The organism is Anaerostipes sp. CAG:276 (assembly GCF_000432215.1).
Lineage (GTDB): Bacteria > Bacillota > Clostridia > Lachnospirales > Lachnospiraceae > Anaerostipes > Anaerostipes caccae.
Window position 1 is genome coordinate 37926 of the sequence record NZ_FR889174.1, and the last position, 15801, is coordinate 53726.

Below are 15801 nucleotides of genomic sequence, written 5' to 3' on the forward strand. Positions count from 1 at the left end.
CCCCATGTTTGAATCTTTAAAACATCATATTCCAAAACGAATCGGTGAAGAAAAGGAAACGTCTTTTGCGGTACTCATCCCCCTGATCAAAAAGGAGGATGGGTACCACGTTTTATTCGAGGTGCGCGCCAAACACCTGAACAAACAGCCGGGAGAAGTCTGCTTTCCCGGAGGCAAAGTGGAGCCTGGAGAATCGACCTATGAAGCGGCTGTCCGGGAGACTATGGAAGAATTGTTTGTAGAAAAAGAGACCATTCAGGTTTATGGGGCTTTGGATTATCTTCTGACTCCGTATCAGACACGCATAGAACCGTTCCTTGCGGAACTCCGTGATTACCACGGCCAGTTTTCCCGGGATGAGGTGGATTCCGTCTTTACCGTCCCACTTGATTTCTTCCTTGAAAATGAACCGGAGTATTACAGCAATGTTCTTATGACAAAACCGCAAAAAAATTTCCCTTTTGCCGACATTCCAAACGGGGAGAACTACCCGTGGGCAAAAGGGAAAAATGAAGTTTGTCTATACCGCTATAAAAAGCATGTAATCTGGGGCATGACTGCCAGATTACTGCTGTATAATATTCAGTATATTCGGGATTAACTGTTTCTTTCTGGACATCACGCCCGGAAGCTTTGCGACACATCCGTCTGTCTCGGCTCCAAAGCCCTGTGAAATGATGCCGCTGCTCTTATCTCCGATCATAATAAGATAAGTCGTCTCTTCCAGAATATTGGTCAGCATAAAATAGATCATATCCAATCCCTGTTCATTTCTGACTGTCTCGGCATACGGTATGATCTTATCTTTGATCTCCTCTAACTCACCCTGATCCAAAGACGTGATCTGTCCCACTCCGAAGGAGACATCTCCTGAGGAAAACTTCTTATAATCCTGATAAAAGATCTCATCGGCAGCTTTGCCTTTCAAGTCACTTCCTGCACGGAACATCTGCTTGGCATATTCTTCTATCTCTATCCCTGCAATCTCTGCCAGCTTTCCGGCAGCAGCCTCATCCGCCGGGGTACAGGTCGGTGACCGGAACATGAGCGTATCGGAAAGGATCGCGGAACAGAGCAGACCTGCCATCGGCTTCGTGATCTCCACACCATGTTCTTCATACATCTGTGTCACGATCGTTGCCGTACATCCTACCGGCTGGTTCCTGAAATAGACAGGCGACATCGTCTCCATAGAGCCCAGACGGTGATGGTCAATAATCTCCAGAATCTCACACTCTTCCAGTCCCTCCACGGCCTGTGACAGTTCATTGTGGTCTACAAGGATCATTTTTCTCTTTTCAAATCCCAGCATACGCCGTCTCGATGCCAGACCAATAAACTCTCCCTTTGGGTCAAGGACCGGAAAATAACGGAATCTCTTTTTGGCCATCAGTGCTTTCACATCATCCACATAGTCATTGGAAGAAAAGGTGATGATATTTTCTCTGGTCATCACATAGGAAATCGGCATGGACTGGCAGACCAGCCTGCCGGCTGTAAAAGTGTCGTAGGGCGTCACTAGGATCCGGCATCCTTTTGACTCTGCCATCTCCTGAATCTCCCTGCTCACTTTGCTGCCCATACATACGATAATACACTGGGCGCCGATCTCAATAGCACGCTTTTGGGCATCATCTCTGTCCGCAAGGATCACCAAGTCCCCCTCTGTCACAAACTGTTCCATCTTGTCGATGCTGGCAGCAGATACTGTTACCTTTCCGTGATCAATAACATCTAAAATATTGCCTGCCATCATCACACCATCCAGAGTTTTGACCAGATTTTGATATGGAGTCTTTGCCTTGGCCAAAATCTCACTGTCATAAACATCCATGTCCGCATGGGCGATATCACTGATCGTTGCCATGCCTTTCAGACGGTTATTTTCCAGGACCGGAAGAGCCACCAGTTTCAGCTTCTTCATCCGATCCCCTGCCTCTTTGATCGAGATATCCTGCCTGACACCTTCCACTTCATGCAGCGTGATATCGCTCATCCGGGGCCTGATATCGCTCAAAAACTCCGGGGCCTTCACTTGAAACTGCTTTAATACAAAACTCGTCTCTCCATTGACGTTGCCGGCCCTGCGGGCTTCAAATCCCCCTCCGTTCACCTGATTTTTCAGATTCGCGTAGGCGATCGCAGAGCAGATGGAGTCCGTATCCGGATTCCTGTGCCCGATTACATAAGTACTTTTCATGGCTCCTCCTTCTGTTCCATTGGAAGTCTGACAATAAACTCCGTGAAATCCTTATTACTGTTCGCAGTGATCGTTCCCTGATGAAGCTCTACGATATCTCTGGCAATCGCAAGACCAAGGCCCGCTCCGCCGGTCTCCGTAGACCGCGCTTCATCCAGACGGTAAAACTTCTCAAATAAATTCTCAAGTTTATGCTTCGGTATCTCTTTTCCCTGGTTCCTGATCCTGATCACAGCCTCTTTATCTTCTCCCGACGCGCTGACCTCGATGGCTGAATTCGGGTAACAGTAGGAAACTCCGTTTCTTAAAAGGTTTTCAAAGACACGGGCCAGTTTGTCCGGGTCCCCGTGGATCAGGATTGAGTCTTCGATCTCCGTGCGGCAGATCAGTCCGCGTTCTTGAAAGACCGGTTCAAAAGAATCCAGTACCTGTTCTAACAAAACATACAGATAGAATGTCTTCTTTTCCAGAGTAATATTCTGAAGATTATATCTTGTAATCTCAAAAAATTCGTTGATCAGATCCCCCAGACGTTTGGCTTTCTCCAGAGAAATATGTGTATATTTTGCCCTCTGTTCCAAAGGCATATCCGGTGCCTCGCTTAAAAGACTCAGATATGCAATCACCGATGTCAGAGGTGTCTTCAGGTCATGGGCCAGATAGACCACCAGATCGTTTTTGCGCTGCTCGCTCTCCTGGGTCTGCCTGCGCTGTTCCTTCAGATTGGCCTTGATCTCATTGAGACGGTTTTCCATAGGCTGCAGTTCCGGCTCCAGCTCGATCAGATCGCTGGAGTCTGTCAGAATCATATCGATTCCGGATTCAATCTGCCTTAAATAGGTTGTAAACCTGGACATACCCAGATAAAAACTGCAGAGAAACAGAAAGATAAACCCCGTAGAAATAATCATGGTCTTATTGTCCCAGAAGATCGCACGGTACAGATGAATAGCACTCTCATTGTCGAATCCGAACTTCTCAAAAAAGTGCACCATACTGTCTGCAAACGGCGCCTGAAGCACTCCATCCACAAAGACAAAAATAAACAGATAACCAAAGATGCCTACCAGAAGGCTGATGCCCAGAGTCTGGAGCATGATCCTGATCTTTAAGCTCCGGTATTTGTTCCATTTACTCCTCAACTTTATATCCCACTCCCCAGACAGTCTTGATCAGCTCCTTATGTCCCATCACCTCTCCGAGCTTTTCTCTCAGATGGCGGATGTGGACCATAACTGTATTGTTGTTGTTCTTGAAATACTTTTCTTTCCATACCTGCTCAAAAAGATTTTCTGAACTGATCACCTTGCCCTTATTCTTAGTGAGTATCCAGAGAATCGAAAACTCCAGAGGCGTCAGTGTCACTTCCTCTTCCCCGTACAGACATTGGTGTGTATTCCTGTTCAGCACCAGTCCGGCAATCTCCAGAGTATCTTCGCTGCTCTGTCCGCTGCCGTCATTATAGCGGATAAACCGGCGCAGCTGAGCCTTTACTCTGGCCATCAGCTCCAGCGGTTCAAACGGTTTTTCAATATAGTCATCCGCTCCCAGGGTCAGTCCGTTGATCTTATCCATAGATGCTGTCTTTGCGGTCAGCATAATAACCGGAAAGTTATGGTCTTTCCGTATTTCTTTTAATATTTCAAAACCATCGATGTCCGGGAGCATCACATCCAGAATTGCCAGATCAATCTGCTCTTGTTTCACACATTCCAGTGCCCCGGCACCGCTGTAGTACTTGAACACCTCATAATTTTCATTTTTCAGATAGAGTTCTATAAAATCGGCAATTTCTTTTTCATCATCTACTACAAGCACGTTTGACTGCTTCATTGATACCTCCTAAATCTTCTTGCCGCCGTTGATCACCTGAAACGGCACGTCTTCCTGTTTCTTCGCCATATCCGAGAGCGTATGCCCTTTCTTCCCATAAATAGGTGTGTGATAAAAAACAGTTTTCAAACAATCGTAAAAAATCTTTTCGTCCTCTTCTTCGGCATCCAGGAGTCTGGATACTTTTACAACCGTGTCCAGATAACTGGCACCGTTCTGGATCATCAGAATGATGGACTTCATAATAACCATAGCCTTGTATCGGTCGTCCTCAATCTCCTCCAGAATATAGGTAAACATCTCGGAAACCCCCGGCCATCCGGTCACACCGTTGCCCATAGCAAGCGCCACATACTCATCTTCCGTGTATTCCCTGAAATTAAGATCCTGATGCTCATTCCACTCGTCAAACACTTCATTCCGGTCAAGGACCTCACGGCTCACCATAAACAGGCGCTTAGTTTTCTCATTGCGCAGCAGGATGCCGCTCCGCCAAAAGACGATCCGGATCAGCAGAAACCTTTCCATCTCGTCATAAGAAATCTTCTCTCCTGTCACCTGCACAAAAATATCATAGCAGTAATATACATCCAGAATTCCGTAAGTAAACAGCATCCCGAAAATAACCTGCTCCCATCTTGTATGCCGTTCCATGATCCTTCCGGACTTGTGGCTCTTTAAAGTAAAATAAAACAGATCCTTTGCTTCTATATTAACAGCCACCTGGTCCTCTTCTACATGAATGAATCCCAGATACCTGAGCTGCTGAAGATCGTTAAAATTGGGCTCCAGTGCAAACTGCCCATCCTTCTGTTCCCAAAGTTCAAACAAAAGGTCGATCGCCTCCGACTGAAGCATCCAGAGAAGAACCTGGGGCTCATCGATAAGTCTGCCGGCGATCTCCCCGGCCAGTTCAAGCTTGGCTGCATCTGCCTGCACCGGCAGAAAGAGGCGTTCACAGATTACGATTAAATTTCTTGTTTTATTGGTAGATAGTTCTTCTACATACGGCCGCTCTGAATACAATATTCTTGCCATCCTGACCACCTCTTTTTCTAATTTATTGTATCACAGTTTTTTGATTTCTTCTATTCTTTCTATTGCCATATCGTATCCCATCTGATACGTCTCCCTGAGTACATCGATATCCTTTTCAAAACTGTCAATGGGATGATCCGGCCTGAGAATCACGGCCTTTCCTTCTCTCTCCAGTCTCTCGCAGTACCTCACAGTGCGGTTGTACTCCACATGACGGTTCAGGAGAAGATCCGGAAGTTTCGGATACTTCCTTTTCAGCAGCCTGGATGTAACCTTATGGCTTTTGCTGAGTTCCTTTTGATATCCCTTTGGTCTTGTGAGTACGATCAAATGCTTGTCATTACCGTCCCGTATTGCCTTGCGGACCGGAATCGGATCTGCAATTCCTCCATCAAAATAGGGAATACCGTCCAGATTGATCGCCGGGAAAACAAGCGGCAGTGCGCAGGTTGCCCGCAGCATCATGCACTCCTCATCCAAGTCTTTTCCATCTTTATACTCGATTTCTCCGGTCAGGGCATTAGTAACTCCCACCAGAATTTTTCCGTCGTATTTGTAAAAGGTATCCCAGTCAAAGGGATATAATTTGTTTGGAATCACATTGTAAACAAAATTCAGCCCGAACAGACTTTTTTCTTTGATCAGATTCTGCCTTCCTATATATCTGGGGTCATTTCTATGATTCATAAGAATCTGAAGATTTCTTTCCCTCTGCCTGGATACGTAAGAAAAACCGTCACAAATGCCGGCTGACACTCCAATCACATATGGAAACATAATGTCGTTATCCAACAGGGCATCCATCACCCCTGCACTGAAAATAGGCCGGAATGTCCCGCCCTCTAATATTAAACTTGCCATTTTCTCTCACTCCTAACTGCATTTGGGCACTCCCCGGAATCCGCGGAAATGCTTCTTCTTTATTATAGCACAAAAACTGGAAACTTATTGTATGAGTTTTTATCACCGGATGGTCTATATTGACCAGTATTGCAGTTTTCAAACCATTGCACTTTCTAATAAACAATGATACAATACGAAAGATGACCTTTAAGGTCGTTTTTGAAACTAAAATGGGAGCTTTTACGGGCTGAGAGGAAGGATAAACCTTCGACCATCATACCTGATTTGGGTAATGCCAACGTAGGGATTTAGATGCTTATTGTAACGGAAGCATGTATATTAAATAGTAATGTTCCGAAAACTAAATACTGCATTTTAGATTCCCTCCCGACTGATTGAAACGAGGAGGTTGTAAGATGACTTACACAACACAGATGAATGCCGCCAGAGCCGGCATCGCAACCAAGGAAATGGAAACTGTCGCTGCCTATGAAGGCATGGATCTTCAGAAGCTTATGAGAGAAGTCGCCGCCGGCACAATCGTCATACCGGCCAACAAAAATCATAAATGCTTAAAGCCGTTCGGCATCGGCAATTCCCTGAAAACAAAGATCAACGTCAACCTTGGAACATCCAGAGACTGTCTGAATTTGGATGTAGAAATGAAGAAAGTAAATCAGGCTGTCTCCATGGGTGCGGAAGCGATCATGGATCTTTCTTCTTTCGGGGACACGCAGACCTTCAGAAGAAAGCTTGTGGCTGAATGCCCGGCCATTCTGGGCACTGTTCCGATTTACGATGCCATTGTATACTACAACAAGGCTCTCAAGGATATCACATCCAGAGAATGGATCGACATATTTAAAATGCATGCAGAGGACGGAGTCGACTTCATGACCATTCACTGCGGGATTAACCGCAGTACCGCAGACCGTTTTAAGGCTATGAAGAGACAGATGAACATTGTTTCCCGCGGCGGATCATTGATCTTTGCCTGGATGGAAGCTACCGGCTGTGAAAATCCGTTCTTTGAATACTATGATGAGATTTTGGACATTTGTAATGAATATGACGTTACTCTAAGCCTCGGGGATGCCTGCCGTCCGGGGTGCCTGAAAGACGCCAGCGATATTTCTCAGATCGAGGAGCTGGTAACTTTGGGAGAATTGACGGCCCGGGCCTGGAAAAAGGATGTTCAGGTAATGATTGAAGGACCCGGACATATGCCAATGGACCAGATACAGGCAAATATGAAAATTCAGCAGACGATATGCAAAGGCGCGCCTTTTTATGTGTTAGGACCGCTGGTTACCGATATCGCCCCTGGATATGACCATATCACTTCAGCGATCGGAGGTGCCATTGCAGCGGCATCCGGTGCAAGCTTCCTGTGCTATGTCACACCGGCCGAACATCTCCGTCTTCCAAATGTGGACGATGTAAAAGAAGGCATTATGGCTTCAAAGATCGCAGCGCATGCAGCGGATATCGCCAAGGGCATAAAAGGAGCCATCGATTGGGACAACCAGATGGCCGAGGCAAGACAGAAACTTGACTGGAAGACCCAGTTTGACCTGGCTTTAGATCCAGAAAAGGCAAAAAGGTACCGCGCTGAATCAAAACCTGAAAGAGAAGATACATGTACCATGTGCGGAAAAATGTGTTCCGTTCGAAATATGAATGCTGTGTTGGCAGGTGAAGATGTCGACGTAGTATAAACTAAAGGAGGATTTTACAGATTTATGAATGAAGAAAGAGGCGGCTTTTCCAGCAGAATTGGCTTTGTGCTTGCGACTGCAGGATCAGCGGTAGGATTAGGAAACATATGGAGATTTCCATATTTGGCAGCTAAATACGGAGGCGGCAGCTTCCTTTTGATTTATCTGATTCTTGCAGTGACCTTTGGGTTTACACTGATGATCACCGAGATTGCTATTGGCCGGAGAACCGGAAAAAGTGCCATACATGCATTTTCCTATTTTAATAAAAAATATAAGTTTATCGGTTATCTGACCAGTATCATACCGTTTATTATTTTCCCTTATTACTGCGTCATCGGAGGTTGGGTTACAAAATATCTGTTTGTCTCAATAAGCGGAAATATCAGCCAAGCGGCCGGAGATACATTCTTCGAAGGCTTTATCAGCCAGTCTGTAAGCCCTATGATATGGCTTCTGATCTTTGCAGGACTTGTACTGATCGTCGTAGCTCTCGGGGTTGAAGGCGGTATTGAGAAAGTCAGTACGATCCTGATGCCAGTCTTAATTGTATTGCTGATCGGAATCTCCGTTTACTGCATTACCAGAAAGGGAGCCATGGAAGGTGTACTGTATTACATCAAGCCAAATCTCAAGGATCTGACACCTACCACATTCCTGGCTGCTCTGGGACAGCTGTTCTACTCCATGTCCCTTGCTATGGGAATCATGATCACATTTGGTTCCTATATGCCGAAGAAGTCTAACCTTGAGAAGTCTGTTTCACAGGTAGAGATATTTGATACGGGTGTTGCATTCCTGTCCGGGCTTATGATTGTTCCTGCAGTCTTTGTATTTTCCGGAGGAAATGCGGATATGCTTGCATCCGGACCATCCCTGATGTTTAAAATGCTTCCAAAAGTTTTTAACAGCATGGCCCTGGGAACTGTTATCGGAGCTGTCTTCTTCATTTTAGTTTTCTTCGCGGCGCTGACTTCTGCGATTTCTCTTTTAGAAACGCTGGTCTCCATCGTAATGGATAAGTTTCATTTATCCCGGATCAGAGCCTGCATTACTATGTTTGTCATTGCAATGATCATGGCAGTGCCGTCATCTCTGGGATTTGGCATATGGAGTCATATTAAGCTTCTTGGCTTCAGTTTTCTGGATTTCTTTGACTTCCTGAGCAACAGTGTCCTGATGCCGATTGCAGCATTCTGCACCTGCATGTTTGCCGCTTATGTGATCAAGCCAAAAGAGATCATTGATGAAGTAGAAAGTTCAGGAGATTTCAAACGTAAAAATTTATATATTCCAATGATTAAATTTTTTGCACCGATTTGTATCATTGCCATTCTCCTGTTCTCCATACTACAGGGAATGGGTGTTATCACAGTATAATATTCTTTCGAAAAAGACACCGTATTCTGCGGTGTCTTTTTCGTGTCTAAACGTTGTCCATTTCATACATCTGATATTTTTCCGGAACCTGTATATAAGCTACCCTGTAAAAGTTATATTTTTTAATCATATACTCCTTGGCCCGTTCCAGGACAAAACGATAGCAGTCTGTCATTCCATTTGCAAAAGAGTCGACTTTCCCACCATGCAAATGCTGAACTGCGGCAATAATCAGTTTATTTATTTTCTGAATTACTAGTTTTTTATTGGCATAATAAGCAATATAATGTCCCCATTCGGTAAGACGAAATGCCTCGATTAATATAGCACGCAGAGGCTCTAATTCAATATGTTTTAAGAGAGCTTCAAATATATCTATGATACAAATGGAATCTGGAAGTATAAATTTCTCTTCTAACTCTGCCACTTCCGATACAGTAAATTTAGGACCGGCTGCCAGTGCTGCCGGATAAATAATCAATGTAAGCAGCTGCAGTGCATGAAAATACTGCAGAGCTTCCTGTGTACGCCTTGGATTCGGAAGCATTTGATTCACCCGTGAATCATCTGGCTCTATAACAATAGTTCCCTTTGCATTCAAAGTTTTTACAAGCCCTCTCTGCTCTAATTCATTTAGTGCTTTCCTGATCGTAGATACAGAAACATCGTACTGTCCGGCCAGCTGCTTTTCAAATGGGAGATAGGTTCCGCAGGGATATTCCCCGCTGCCAATTTTCTGATTCAGATCACTGATAATTCTTGAGTAAAAGTAGTCTTTACCGCGTGTTGGTTTCCATAGAAACGGTACATCAGACGATACAGGACATCCAGGTGTGGAATCAGCTAAATACTCTAAGGTAACTGCAATTGAATCTGCAAATCTTTGAAATAATTTGTCTAGCTGACTGTGTTTCACAACTGGGTCCCTGCCCTTTAATATATCAATTATATCTGCTGTCATCGAGTCTGAACCCTGCAGATAAGTCTCTAAAAAATAAGGACATTTCTCCATAAAAAAATTCAGAAAATGATAAAGTTCAAAGGCAGAGTAGAGATTAGCAAGCAGGGGATTCCCACCGATTTCCAATACTTCTTTTAAAAAGGCAAAAGAAGGCCGCCAGCCGCTGGCTGCAGTTCCAAGGCGTGATGCTTTCATAGCCTGCTTATAATGAGGCATTATCTCCAAGTTACAGTCCTGTGCAGCAAAAACCAGCAGTGGAGGTGATATGAAAGCAAAAGTTTTGTATATTTGCATGATACTTTTCCTTTTGCTCAGAACATCAAACAGCATGTTCTCTGGTTCAGAAACGACTTTCCCCGGTAGGACGATCGGAGCAAGTCGGGGTTTTATGTCAATCAGTCCCTCTTTTTTCAATGCATCAAAAACCCGGTTGATTGTATATCTGCTTACATGGAATTGACTGCAGAGCATTCTTGAAGAAGGCAGACAGTCACCTGGAAGTATCCGTCCATTTATAATACTCTGCTTAATTTCCCTATAAATAAAAGAATACTTTGTTTCTTGTGGCTTCATATTCTATTTCCTTTCCATTTTTTTTCATTATACTTCGTTTATACTGCCTTGTCATCGAAAAAAGTTAGAAGCTATATGTTCACCTTACCAATATGCTTATTGAATAGCTCCAGAACATTCATTTATAATAAAATAGTAGAATTTTTATGAAAGAGATTAAAGCACTATGGAAAAACAAAAAATCTTAATCGTGGATGATTCTGAAATGAATCGGGCTCTTCTGAGAGATATATTGAAGGATCAGTATGATATTATAGAAGCTGATAACGGTTTAGCGGCAGTTAAAATCCTTTCCCGGAGGAGATCAGATTTCTCTCTCCTGCTTTTGGATATCATGATGCCCAAGATGAATGGATTTGAAGTACTATCCTTCATAAACAAACAGCAATGGAATGAAACACTTGCTGTAATCATGATTTCTGCTGATAATTCCCCTGAAAATATTAAACACGCTTACAACTTGGGTGCATTTGATTATATCAGCCGGCCATTTGATTCAACGATCATCCGCCGCCGTATATCCAATACTATGATTCTATATGCAAGACAACGCCGTCTCGAAACGATTATCGCAGAACAGTTTTATGAACAGGAGAGACATAATAAGCTGATGATCTCAATTTTGTCTCACATCGTTGAATTTCGTAATGGAGAGAGTGGTTTGCATGTGCTGCATGTAAATACCATCACAGAACTTTTGCTCAGGCATCTGATTCAGCTCACAGATCGTTATCCTTTATCTGAATCTGATATTACTTTAATTAGCACTGCCTCATCCCTTCACGATATTGGGAAGATTTCAATTCCTGATGCAATTTTGAATAAACCCGGACGCCTTACAGGGGAGGAATTCAAGATTATAAAAACCCACTCTGCCGTCGGTGCTGAAATACTGTCGGAATTGCCAGCTGAACAGCAGGAACTGCCGTTTATTAAAATTTCTTCCCAAATCTGCCGTTGGCATCATGAACGCTATGATGGAAGCGGATATCCTGATGGGCTGAAAAAAGACCAAATTCCAATTGCTGCTCAGGTAGTTGGATTAGCTGATGTATATGATGCTTTGACCAGTGAACGGTGCTATAAAAAAGCATATTCTCACAAGAAAGCATTAAAAATGATTTTGTCGGAAGAATGTGGAAGATTCAATCCAGTTCTGCTGCAGTGCCTGATTGAAATTTCGGATAAAATTGAACTCCGGTTAAAGGATTCCTCTTTTGATCATAAAGCTGAAAATATACAGGAAATTAATAATATAACAGACTTTTACAAACTGTTTACCCGTAAAAAATATATTTCAATATATGAAGAACAGCGTCAGCTGCAGTTATTGTATATTGATTCACTGACCGGTGTCTGCAACCGCCGATATTATGACGAACATTTTGAGGACTCAGATGATGCCGAAGCTGTTGTCGTTATTGATGTTGATAACTTTAAGTATGTTAATGACCAATACGGACATTATGTAGGTGACAGCGTGCTGCAAAATGTTGCTGAAACCATTTCATCGGGTGTGCGGAAGACAGATACTGTAATCCGCTATGGCGGTGATGAATTTATAATTATATTTTACCGTATTCCGGCAGATGTATTTAAGAAAAAACTGGAAGACATCAGACATGCCGTTGATATGCTGGTTATCGATGAATATCCCGAAATTCATTTGACCGTAAGTATAGGAGGAGTATACGGAACCGGAAGAACAAAAGAACTGTTTAAAACTGCAGACAGTCTTATGTATCAGGCAAAAACCACAAAAAATCAAGTGAAAACACGCTTTCTCGGCTTCGAAACAGAAGATAATAAAAAAGAAAACGGGATAGCCAGGGAGGAACAGCATCAATGAACAGAAGTAAAAAAAAGAATCCTACTATACGATTTTTAATCCGCAGCTTCATAGGGCTTCTGCTTTTCAGTATAGCTGTGTTCACCCTGCTGGGGATTTATATGAATCGGCAAAGCCGAAAGACCATCCATGAAATTGGAGAGATCTATATGTCCGGAATGAATAAGCAAATGTCCAGGCATTTTAAAAGTGTCATAAAACTGCGCTTTGATCAGATGGATGGTCTTGTTTCTGTAGTTTCGTCAAAAAATCATAACAAAAAAAGCTTATATAAAGAACTTGTCTACAGAGCAAAGGTAAGAGATTTTAACTATTTAGCAATATGTTCTAATGAAGGAAACTTCAAAACTCTCTATGGAGACCCGATACATCCGATTAATCCCAAACCTTTTGTCAAATCATTAAAACGAGGTGAAAGAAGAGTTGCTGTAGGTGTTGATTCAGCTGGTAAGAATGTGGTGTTGTTTGGTATCCAGGCTGATTATCCTATGCAGAATGGCGAGAAATGCATCGGTCTGACAGCCGCTGTTCCATTGGATTATATCACTGATTTTCTTTCCTTAGAAAACGAGGGAGATTTGATGTATTATCATATCATTCGTCCGGACGGAACTTTCGTAATACGCAATCCCAACACTGAATTATGGGGCTATTTTGACCTGCTGCAAAAGCAGCATAAATCTGCAGAGAAAACATTATCCTCAGATAATTCTCTGAGAGAGTTTGATACCGCCCTGAAAGATAATAAAGAGTACTCTGCAGTAATAAAGGGCAGTAAAGAAGATCGTCAGATTTATAGTATGCCTTTACCTTATTCTGAGTGGCATCTGATAACAGTGATGCCATACAGCATATTAGATGAGACCATAAACAGCCTTAGCTTTCAGCGTCTGGTCATTACTTTGCTGGCCTGTGTTTCTATATTAATTAGTCTGGTATGGATATTTTTCCGTTATTTTTTCATAACCCGCGTGCAGCTGCAGGAGTTGGACAAAGCCCAGCAGAAAGCCCTTAAAGCAAGTAAGGCAAAGAGTGAATTCCTGGCCAACATGAGTCATGATATCCGTACTCCTATGAATGCAATTACAGGTATGACTGCGATTGCAACAGCCCATATAGATGACCCAAAGCAAGTAAAGAACTGTCTGAGAAAAATTGCATTGTCGAGCAGGCATCTGCTTGGACTTATAAACGATGTCTTAGATATGTCTAAAATCGAAAGCGGTAAATTGACATTAACTGCAGAACAAATCTCCTTAAGGGAGGTGGTCGATGGAATTGTAAGCATTATGCAGCCGCAGACGAAGGCAAAACAGCAAAGCTTTGATGTGCATATCGAAAATATTTTCACAGAGAATGTATGGTGTGATGGAATCCGCCTAAACCAGATTCTGCTTAATCTTTTGTCTAATGCCACTAAATACACCCCTGAAAAAGGTTCTATCCGATTATTCATATCCGAGGAGAACTCCCCAAGAGGAGAAGATTACGTCCGTCTTCATATTAATGTTAGGGACAATGGAATCGGTATGTCACCGGAATTTCTGAAAAAGATTTATCAGTCCTATAGCCGGGCTGACGGAACAAGAACCCGTAAAACAGAAGGCGCCGGTTTGGGAATGGCAATCACAAAATACATAGTGGACGCCATGGACGGAACAATCGACGTACAGAGCGAACCAAACAAAGGAACAGAGTTTCATATCAAACTTGATTTTGAAAAAGCCCCTGCCTTGAATGTGAATATGGTTCTTCCCTCTTGGAACATGCTCATAGTTGATGATGACAAATCATTATGCCAGACCGCTGCAAATACACTAAGATCCATGGGTATAAAAACTGATTGGACGCTGAGCGGGAACAGGGCCATGGAAATGATAATGGAACATCACAGAAAAAGAACTGACTATCAAATCATCCTATTGGACTGGAAACTGCCTGATATGAATGGCCTTCAGATCGCACAGGAGATCCGCCGTAAAGTAGGAAATGAAATACCTATTCTGTTGATTTCTGCATATGATTGGAGTGAATTTGAAATAGAAGCCCGTGAGGCAGGTATTAATGGTTTTATTTCCAAACCGCTCTTTAAATCAACTTTATTCTATAGTCTGCGTCAGTTTATGGAAAATGAACAGATAAAAGAACAGATTCCGGATCAGAATTTTGATCTGTCAGGCCGTCGGATCCTGCTCGCTGAAGATAACGAACTGAACTGGGAGGTCGCAAAAGAACTTCTGTCTGATCTGGGTGCAGAACTTGAATGGGCAGAGGATGGACGGATATGTCTGGAGAAGTTCCAGACATCACCTAAAGGATACTACAATGCTGTTCTGATGGACATTAGAATGCCTCACATGACAGGATATGAGGCAGCCAAAGAAATCCGGTTGCTGGATCACCCTGACGCTTCATCTGTTCCTATCATTGCTATGAGTGCTGATACCTTTTCTGAGGATATCCAGCATTGCTTAGAGTGTGGCATGAACGCCCATATAGCGAAACCTGTTGACATAAAAGAATTAGTGGGAATTCTGAAAAAATACTTAAAATAGATGTATGAGTTTTTATCCATTATCTCCAGTCGGCTCTGGAAAGGCCTCCCGAAGGGTATGAAATGGGGTGTGCCCTTTGGTTTATATAAAAGCGCATGTTCCTGTCATGCGCTTTTATTAATCAATGAAAAGACCTCCATCAGTCTCTGTTTTTCTATGCTGTTTTAGCAGCAGTCCTTCATAGTCTTTCCTTCGCCGCACAATCCTTCAAAGTCCTTTGTAAATGCGCCTACTGCAGCGGTTACAGCATCGTTTTTGATCAGTCCCTCTATGACATCCGGTGCGATGGTTGCAGCACCGATCCCATAGGCACAGAGTTCCAGTACCTGCTGTGAATTCTTAAAACTTGCAGCCAGCACTTCGGTTTTAAGCCCGTTGTTTTGAAAAATATCGTGAATCTTCTTCACCGTCTCAATTCCATCGGCCCCCAGATTATCGATACGGTTTACATACGGCGCTGCATAAGAGGCGCCTGCCTTTGCCGCTAAGAACGCCTGCATCGGAGTATAGATGGCCGTAGCCGTTATCTTCACCCCTTTGGAAGACAGAAGTTTCATTGCCTTTAATCCTTCCCTTGTAGTGGGAACTTTAATATATGTATTCTCTCCAAGTCTTTTCAGCATTTCTTCGGCTTCTGTGACCATATCTTCGGCACATTTTGATACTACCTGCACATGTAAATCAGCATCCTTCCCAATAAACTCACGAATTTCACCGAGCACCTCATATGGAGGCCGTTTGCTCTTGGCTAAGATGGACGGGTTGGTGGTTACCCCTTCCACAGGAAAATACTCATATAAGTTTTTAATAGCTTCCACATTTGCATCATCAATAATAAATTTCATATTATT

At 43.2% G+C, this 15801-nt stretch carries 12 protein-coding genes and 1 riboswitch; of the genes, 5 read left to right on the forward strand and 7 right to left on the reverse strand.

Annotated features, from left to right (window positions below):
* The first annotated feature begins 4 nt into the window (after nucleotides 1–4).
* A complete protein-coding gene (locus tag QVP35_RS01495) occupies nucleotides 5–601 on the forward strand; it encodes an NUDIX hydrolase (protein ID WP_009290983.1) in 597 nt (198 codons plus the stop codon).
* On the opposite strand, the gene QVP35_RS01500 is transcribed toward QVP35_RS01495, so the two are convergent.
* The 5 genes from QVP35_RS01500 to QVP35_RS01520 are packed head-to-tail and all read right to left on the reverse strand — an operon-like array spanning nucleotide 566 to nucleotide 5932.
* The gene (locus QVP35_RS01500; protein ID WP_009290982.1) at nucleotides 566–2200 is read right to left on the reverse strand and encodes a putative manganese-dependent inorganic diphosphatase; all 1635 of its coding nucleotides are present in this window, start codon (nucleotides 2198–2200) and stop codon (nucleotides 566–568) included. The genes QVP35_RS01495 and QVP35_RS01500 overlap by 36 nt on opposite strands.
* Entirely contained in the window at nucleotides 2197–3342 is a 1146-nt protein-coding gene (locus tag QVP35_RS01505; protein ID WP_009290981.1) for a sensor histidine kinase, read from the reverse strand. Before QVP35_RS01505 ends, QVP35_RS01500 begins: the two co-directional genes overlap by 4 nt.
* Complete coding sequence (gene vanR / locus QVP35_RS01510; protein WP_006566160.1) at nucleotides 3332–4033, reverse strand: VanR-ABDEGLN family response regulator transcription factor; 702 nt, start codon at nucleotides 4031–4033, stop codon at nucleotides 3332–3334. The genes QVP35_RS01505 and vanR overlap by 11 nt, the downstream gene beginning before the upstream one ends.
* A gap of 9 nt (nucleotides 4034–4042) precedes the next feature.
* The gene (locus tag QVP35_RS01515) at nucleotides 4043–5071 is read right to left on the reverse strand and encodes a hypothetical protein (protein WP_006566161.1); all 1029 of its coding nucleotides are present in this window, start codon (nucleotides 5069–5071) and stop codon (nucleotides 4043–4045) included.
* A 30-nt stretch (nucleotides 5072–5101) separates the two neighbouring features.
* A complete protein-coding gene (locus QVP35_RS01520) occupies nucleotides 5102–5932 on the reverse strand; it encodes a patatin-like phospholipase family protein (protein ID WP_006566162.1) in 831 nt (276 codons plus the stop codon).
* A gap of 202 nt (nucleotides 5933–6134) precedes the next feature.
* Nucleotides 6135–6238: riboswitch (TPP riboswitch) on the forward strand.
* A 92-nt stretch (nucleotides 6239–6330) separates the two neighbouring features.
* On the opposite strand from QVP35_RS01520, the gene thiC reads away from it, so the two are divergent.
* Nucleotides 6331–7632, forward strand: a complete 1302-nt coding sequence (gene thiC, locus QVP35_RS01525) for a phosphomethylpyrimidine synthase ThiC (protein WP_009290979.1) — start codon at nucleotides 6331–6333, stop codon at nucleotides 7630–7632.
* A gap of 24 nt (nucleotides 7633–7656) precedes the next feature.
* Nucleotides 7657–9012: a sodium-dependent transporter gene (locus tag QVP35_RS01530; protein WP_006566164.1), complete on the forward strand. Its 1356-nt coding sequence runs from the start codon at nucleotides 7657–7659 to the stop codon at nucleotides 9010–9012.
* Between the two features lie 46 nt (nucleotides 9013–9058).
* Here the strand turns inward: QVP35_RS01530 and QVP35_RS01535 are convergent, their stop codons facing one another.
* The gene (locus QVP35_RS01535) at nucleotides 9059–10546 is read right to left on the reverse strand and encodes a GntR family transcriptional regulator (protein WP_009290978.1); all 1488 of its coding nucleotides are present in this window, start codon (nucleotides 10544–10546) and stop codon (nucleotides 9059–9061) included.
* A gap of 166 nt (nucleotides 10547–10712) precedes the next feature.
* Between QVP35_RS01535 and QVP35_RS01540 the strand changes: the two genes are divergently transcribed.
* Nucleotides 10713–12395, forward strand: coding sequence for a GGDEF/HDGYP domain-containing response regulator (locus QVP35_RS01540; protein WP_022260717.1), 1683 nt, complete (start codon nucleotides 10713–10715; stop codon nucleotides 12393–12395).
* Nucleotides 12392–14950, forward strand: coding sequence for a hybrid sensor histidine kinase/response regulator (locus QVP35_RS01545; protein WP_009290976.1), 2559 nt, complete (start codon nucleotides 12392–12394; stop codon nucleotides 14948–14950). The genes QVP35_RS01540 and QVP35_RS01545 overlap by 4 nt, the downstream gene beginning before the upstream one ends.
* 164 nt (nucleotides 14951–15114) lie before the next feature.
* On the opposite strand, the gene QVP35_RS01550 is transcribed toward QVP35_RS01545, so the two are convergent.
* Nucleotides 15115–15795 carry a transaldolase family protein gene (locus QVP35_RS01550; RefSeq protein WP_009290975.1) on the reverse strand — a complete coding sequence of 227 codons (681 nt, stop codon included), beginning with the start codon at nucleotides 15793–15795 and terminating at the stop codon, nucleotides 15115–15117.
* Between the last annotated feature and the right edge of the window lie 6 nt (nucleotides 15796–15801).

Bases quoted from the DNA above. Each gene is read 5' to 3' on its own strand.
- QVP35_RS01495 (WP_009290983.1), top strand. From the start codon at position 5: ATGTTTGAATCTTTAAAACATCATATTCCAAAACGAATCGGTGAAGAA.
- QVP35_RS01500 (WP_009290982.1), bottom strand. From the start codon at position 2,200: ATGAAAAGTACTTATGTAATCGGGCACAGGAATCCGGATACGGACTCC.
- vanR (WP_006566160.1), bottom strand. From the start codon at position 4,033: ATGAAGCAGTCAAACGTGCTTGTAGTAGATGATGAAAAAGAAATTGCC.
- QVP35_RS01515 (WP_006566161.1), bottom strand. From the start codon at position 5,071: ATGGCAAGAATATTGTATTCAGAGCGGCCGTATGTAGAAGAACTATCT.
- QVP35_RS01520 (WP_006566162.1), bottom strand. From the start codon at position 5,932: ATGGCAAGTTTAATATTAGAGGGCGGGACATTCCGGCCTATTTTCAGT.
- thiC (WP_009290979.1), top strand. From the start codon at position 6,331: ATGACTTACACAACACAGATGAATGCCGCCAGAGCCGGCATCGCAACC.
- QVP35_RS01530 (WP_006566164.1), top strand. From the start codon at position 7,657: ATGAATGAAGAAAGAGGCGGCTTTTCCAGCAGAATTGGCTTTGTGCTT.
- QVP35_RS01535 (WP_009290978.1), bottom strand. From the start codon at position 10,546: ATGAAGCCACAAGAAACAAAGTATTCTTTTATTTATAGGGAAATTAAG.
- QVP35_RS01540 (WP_022260717.1), top strand. From the start codon at position 10,713: ATGGAAAAACAAAAAATCTTAATCGTGGATGATTCTGAAATGAATCGG.
- QVP35_RS01545 (WP_009290976.1), top strand. From the start codon at position 12,392: ATGAACAGAAGTAAAAAAAAGAATCCTACTATACGATTTTTAATCCGC.
- QVP35_RS01550 (WP_009290975.1), bottom strand. From the start codon at position 15,795: ATGAAATTTATTATTGATGATGCAAATGTGGAAGCTATTAAAAACTTA.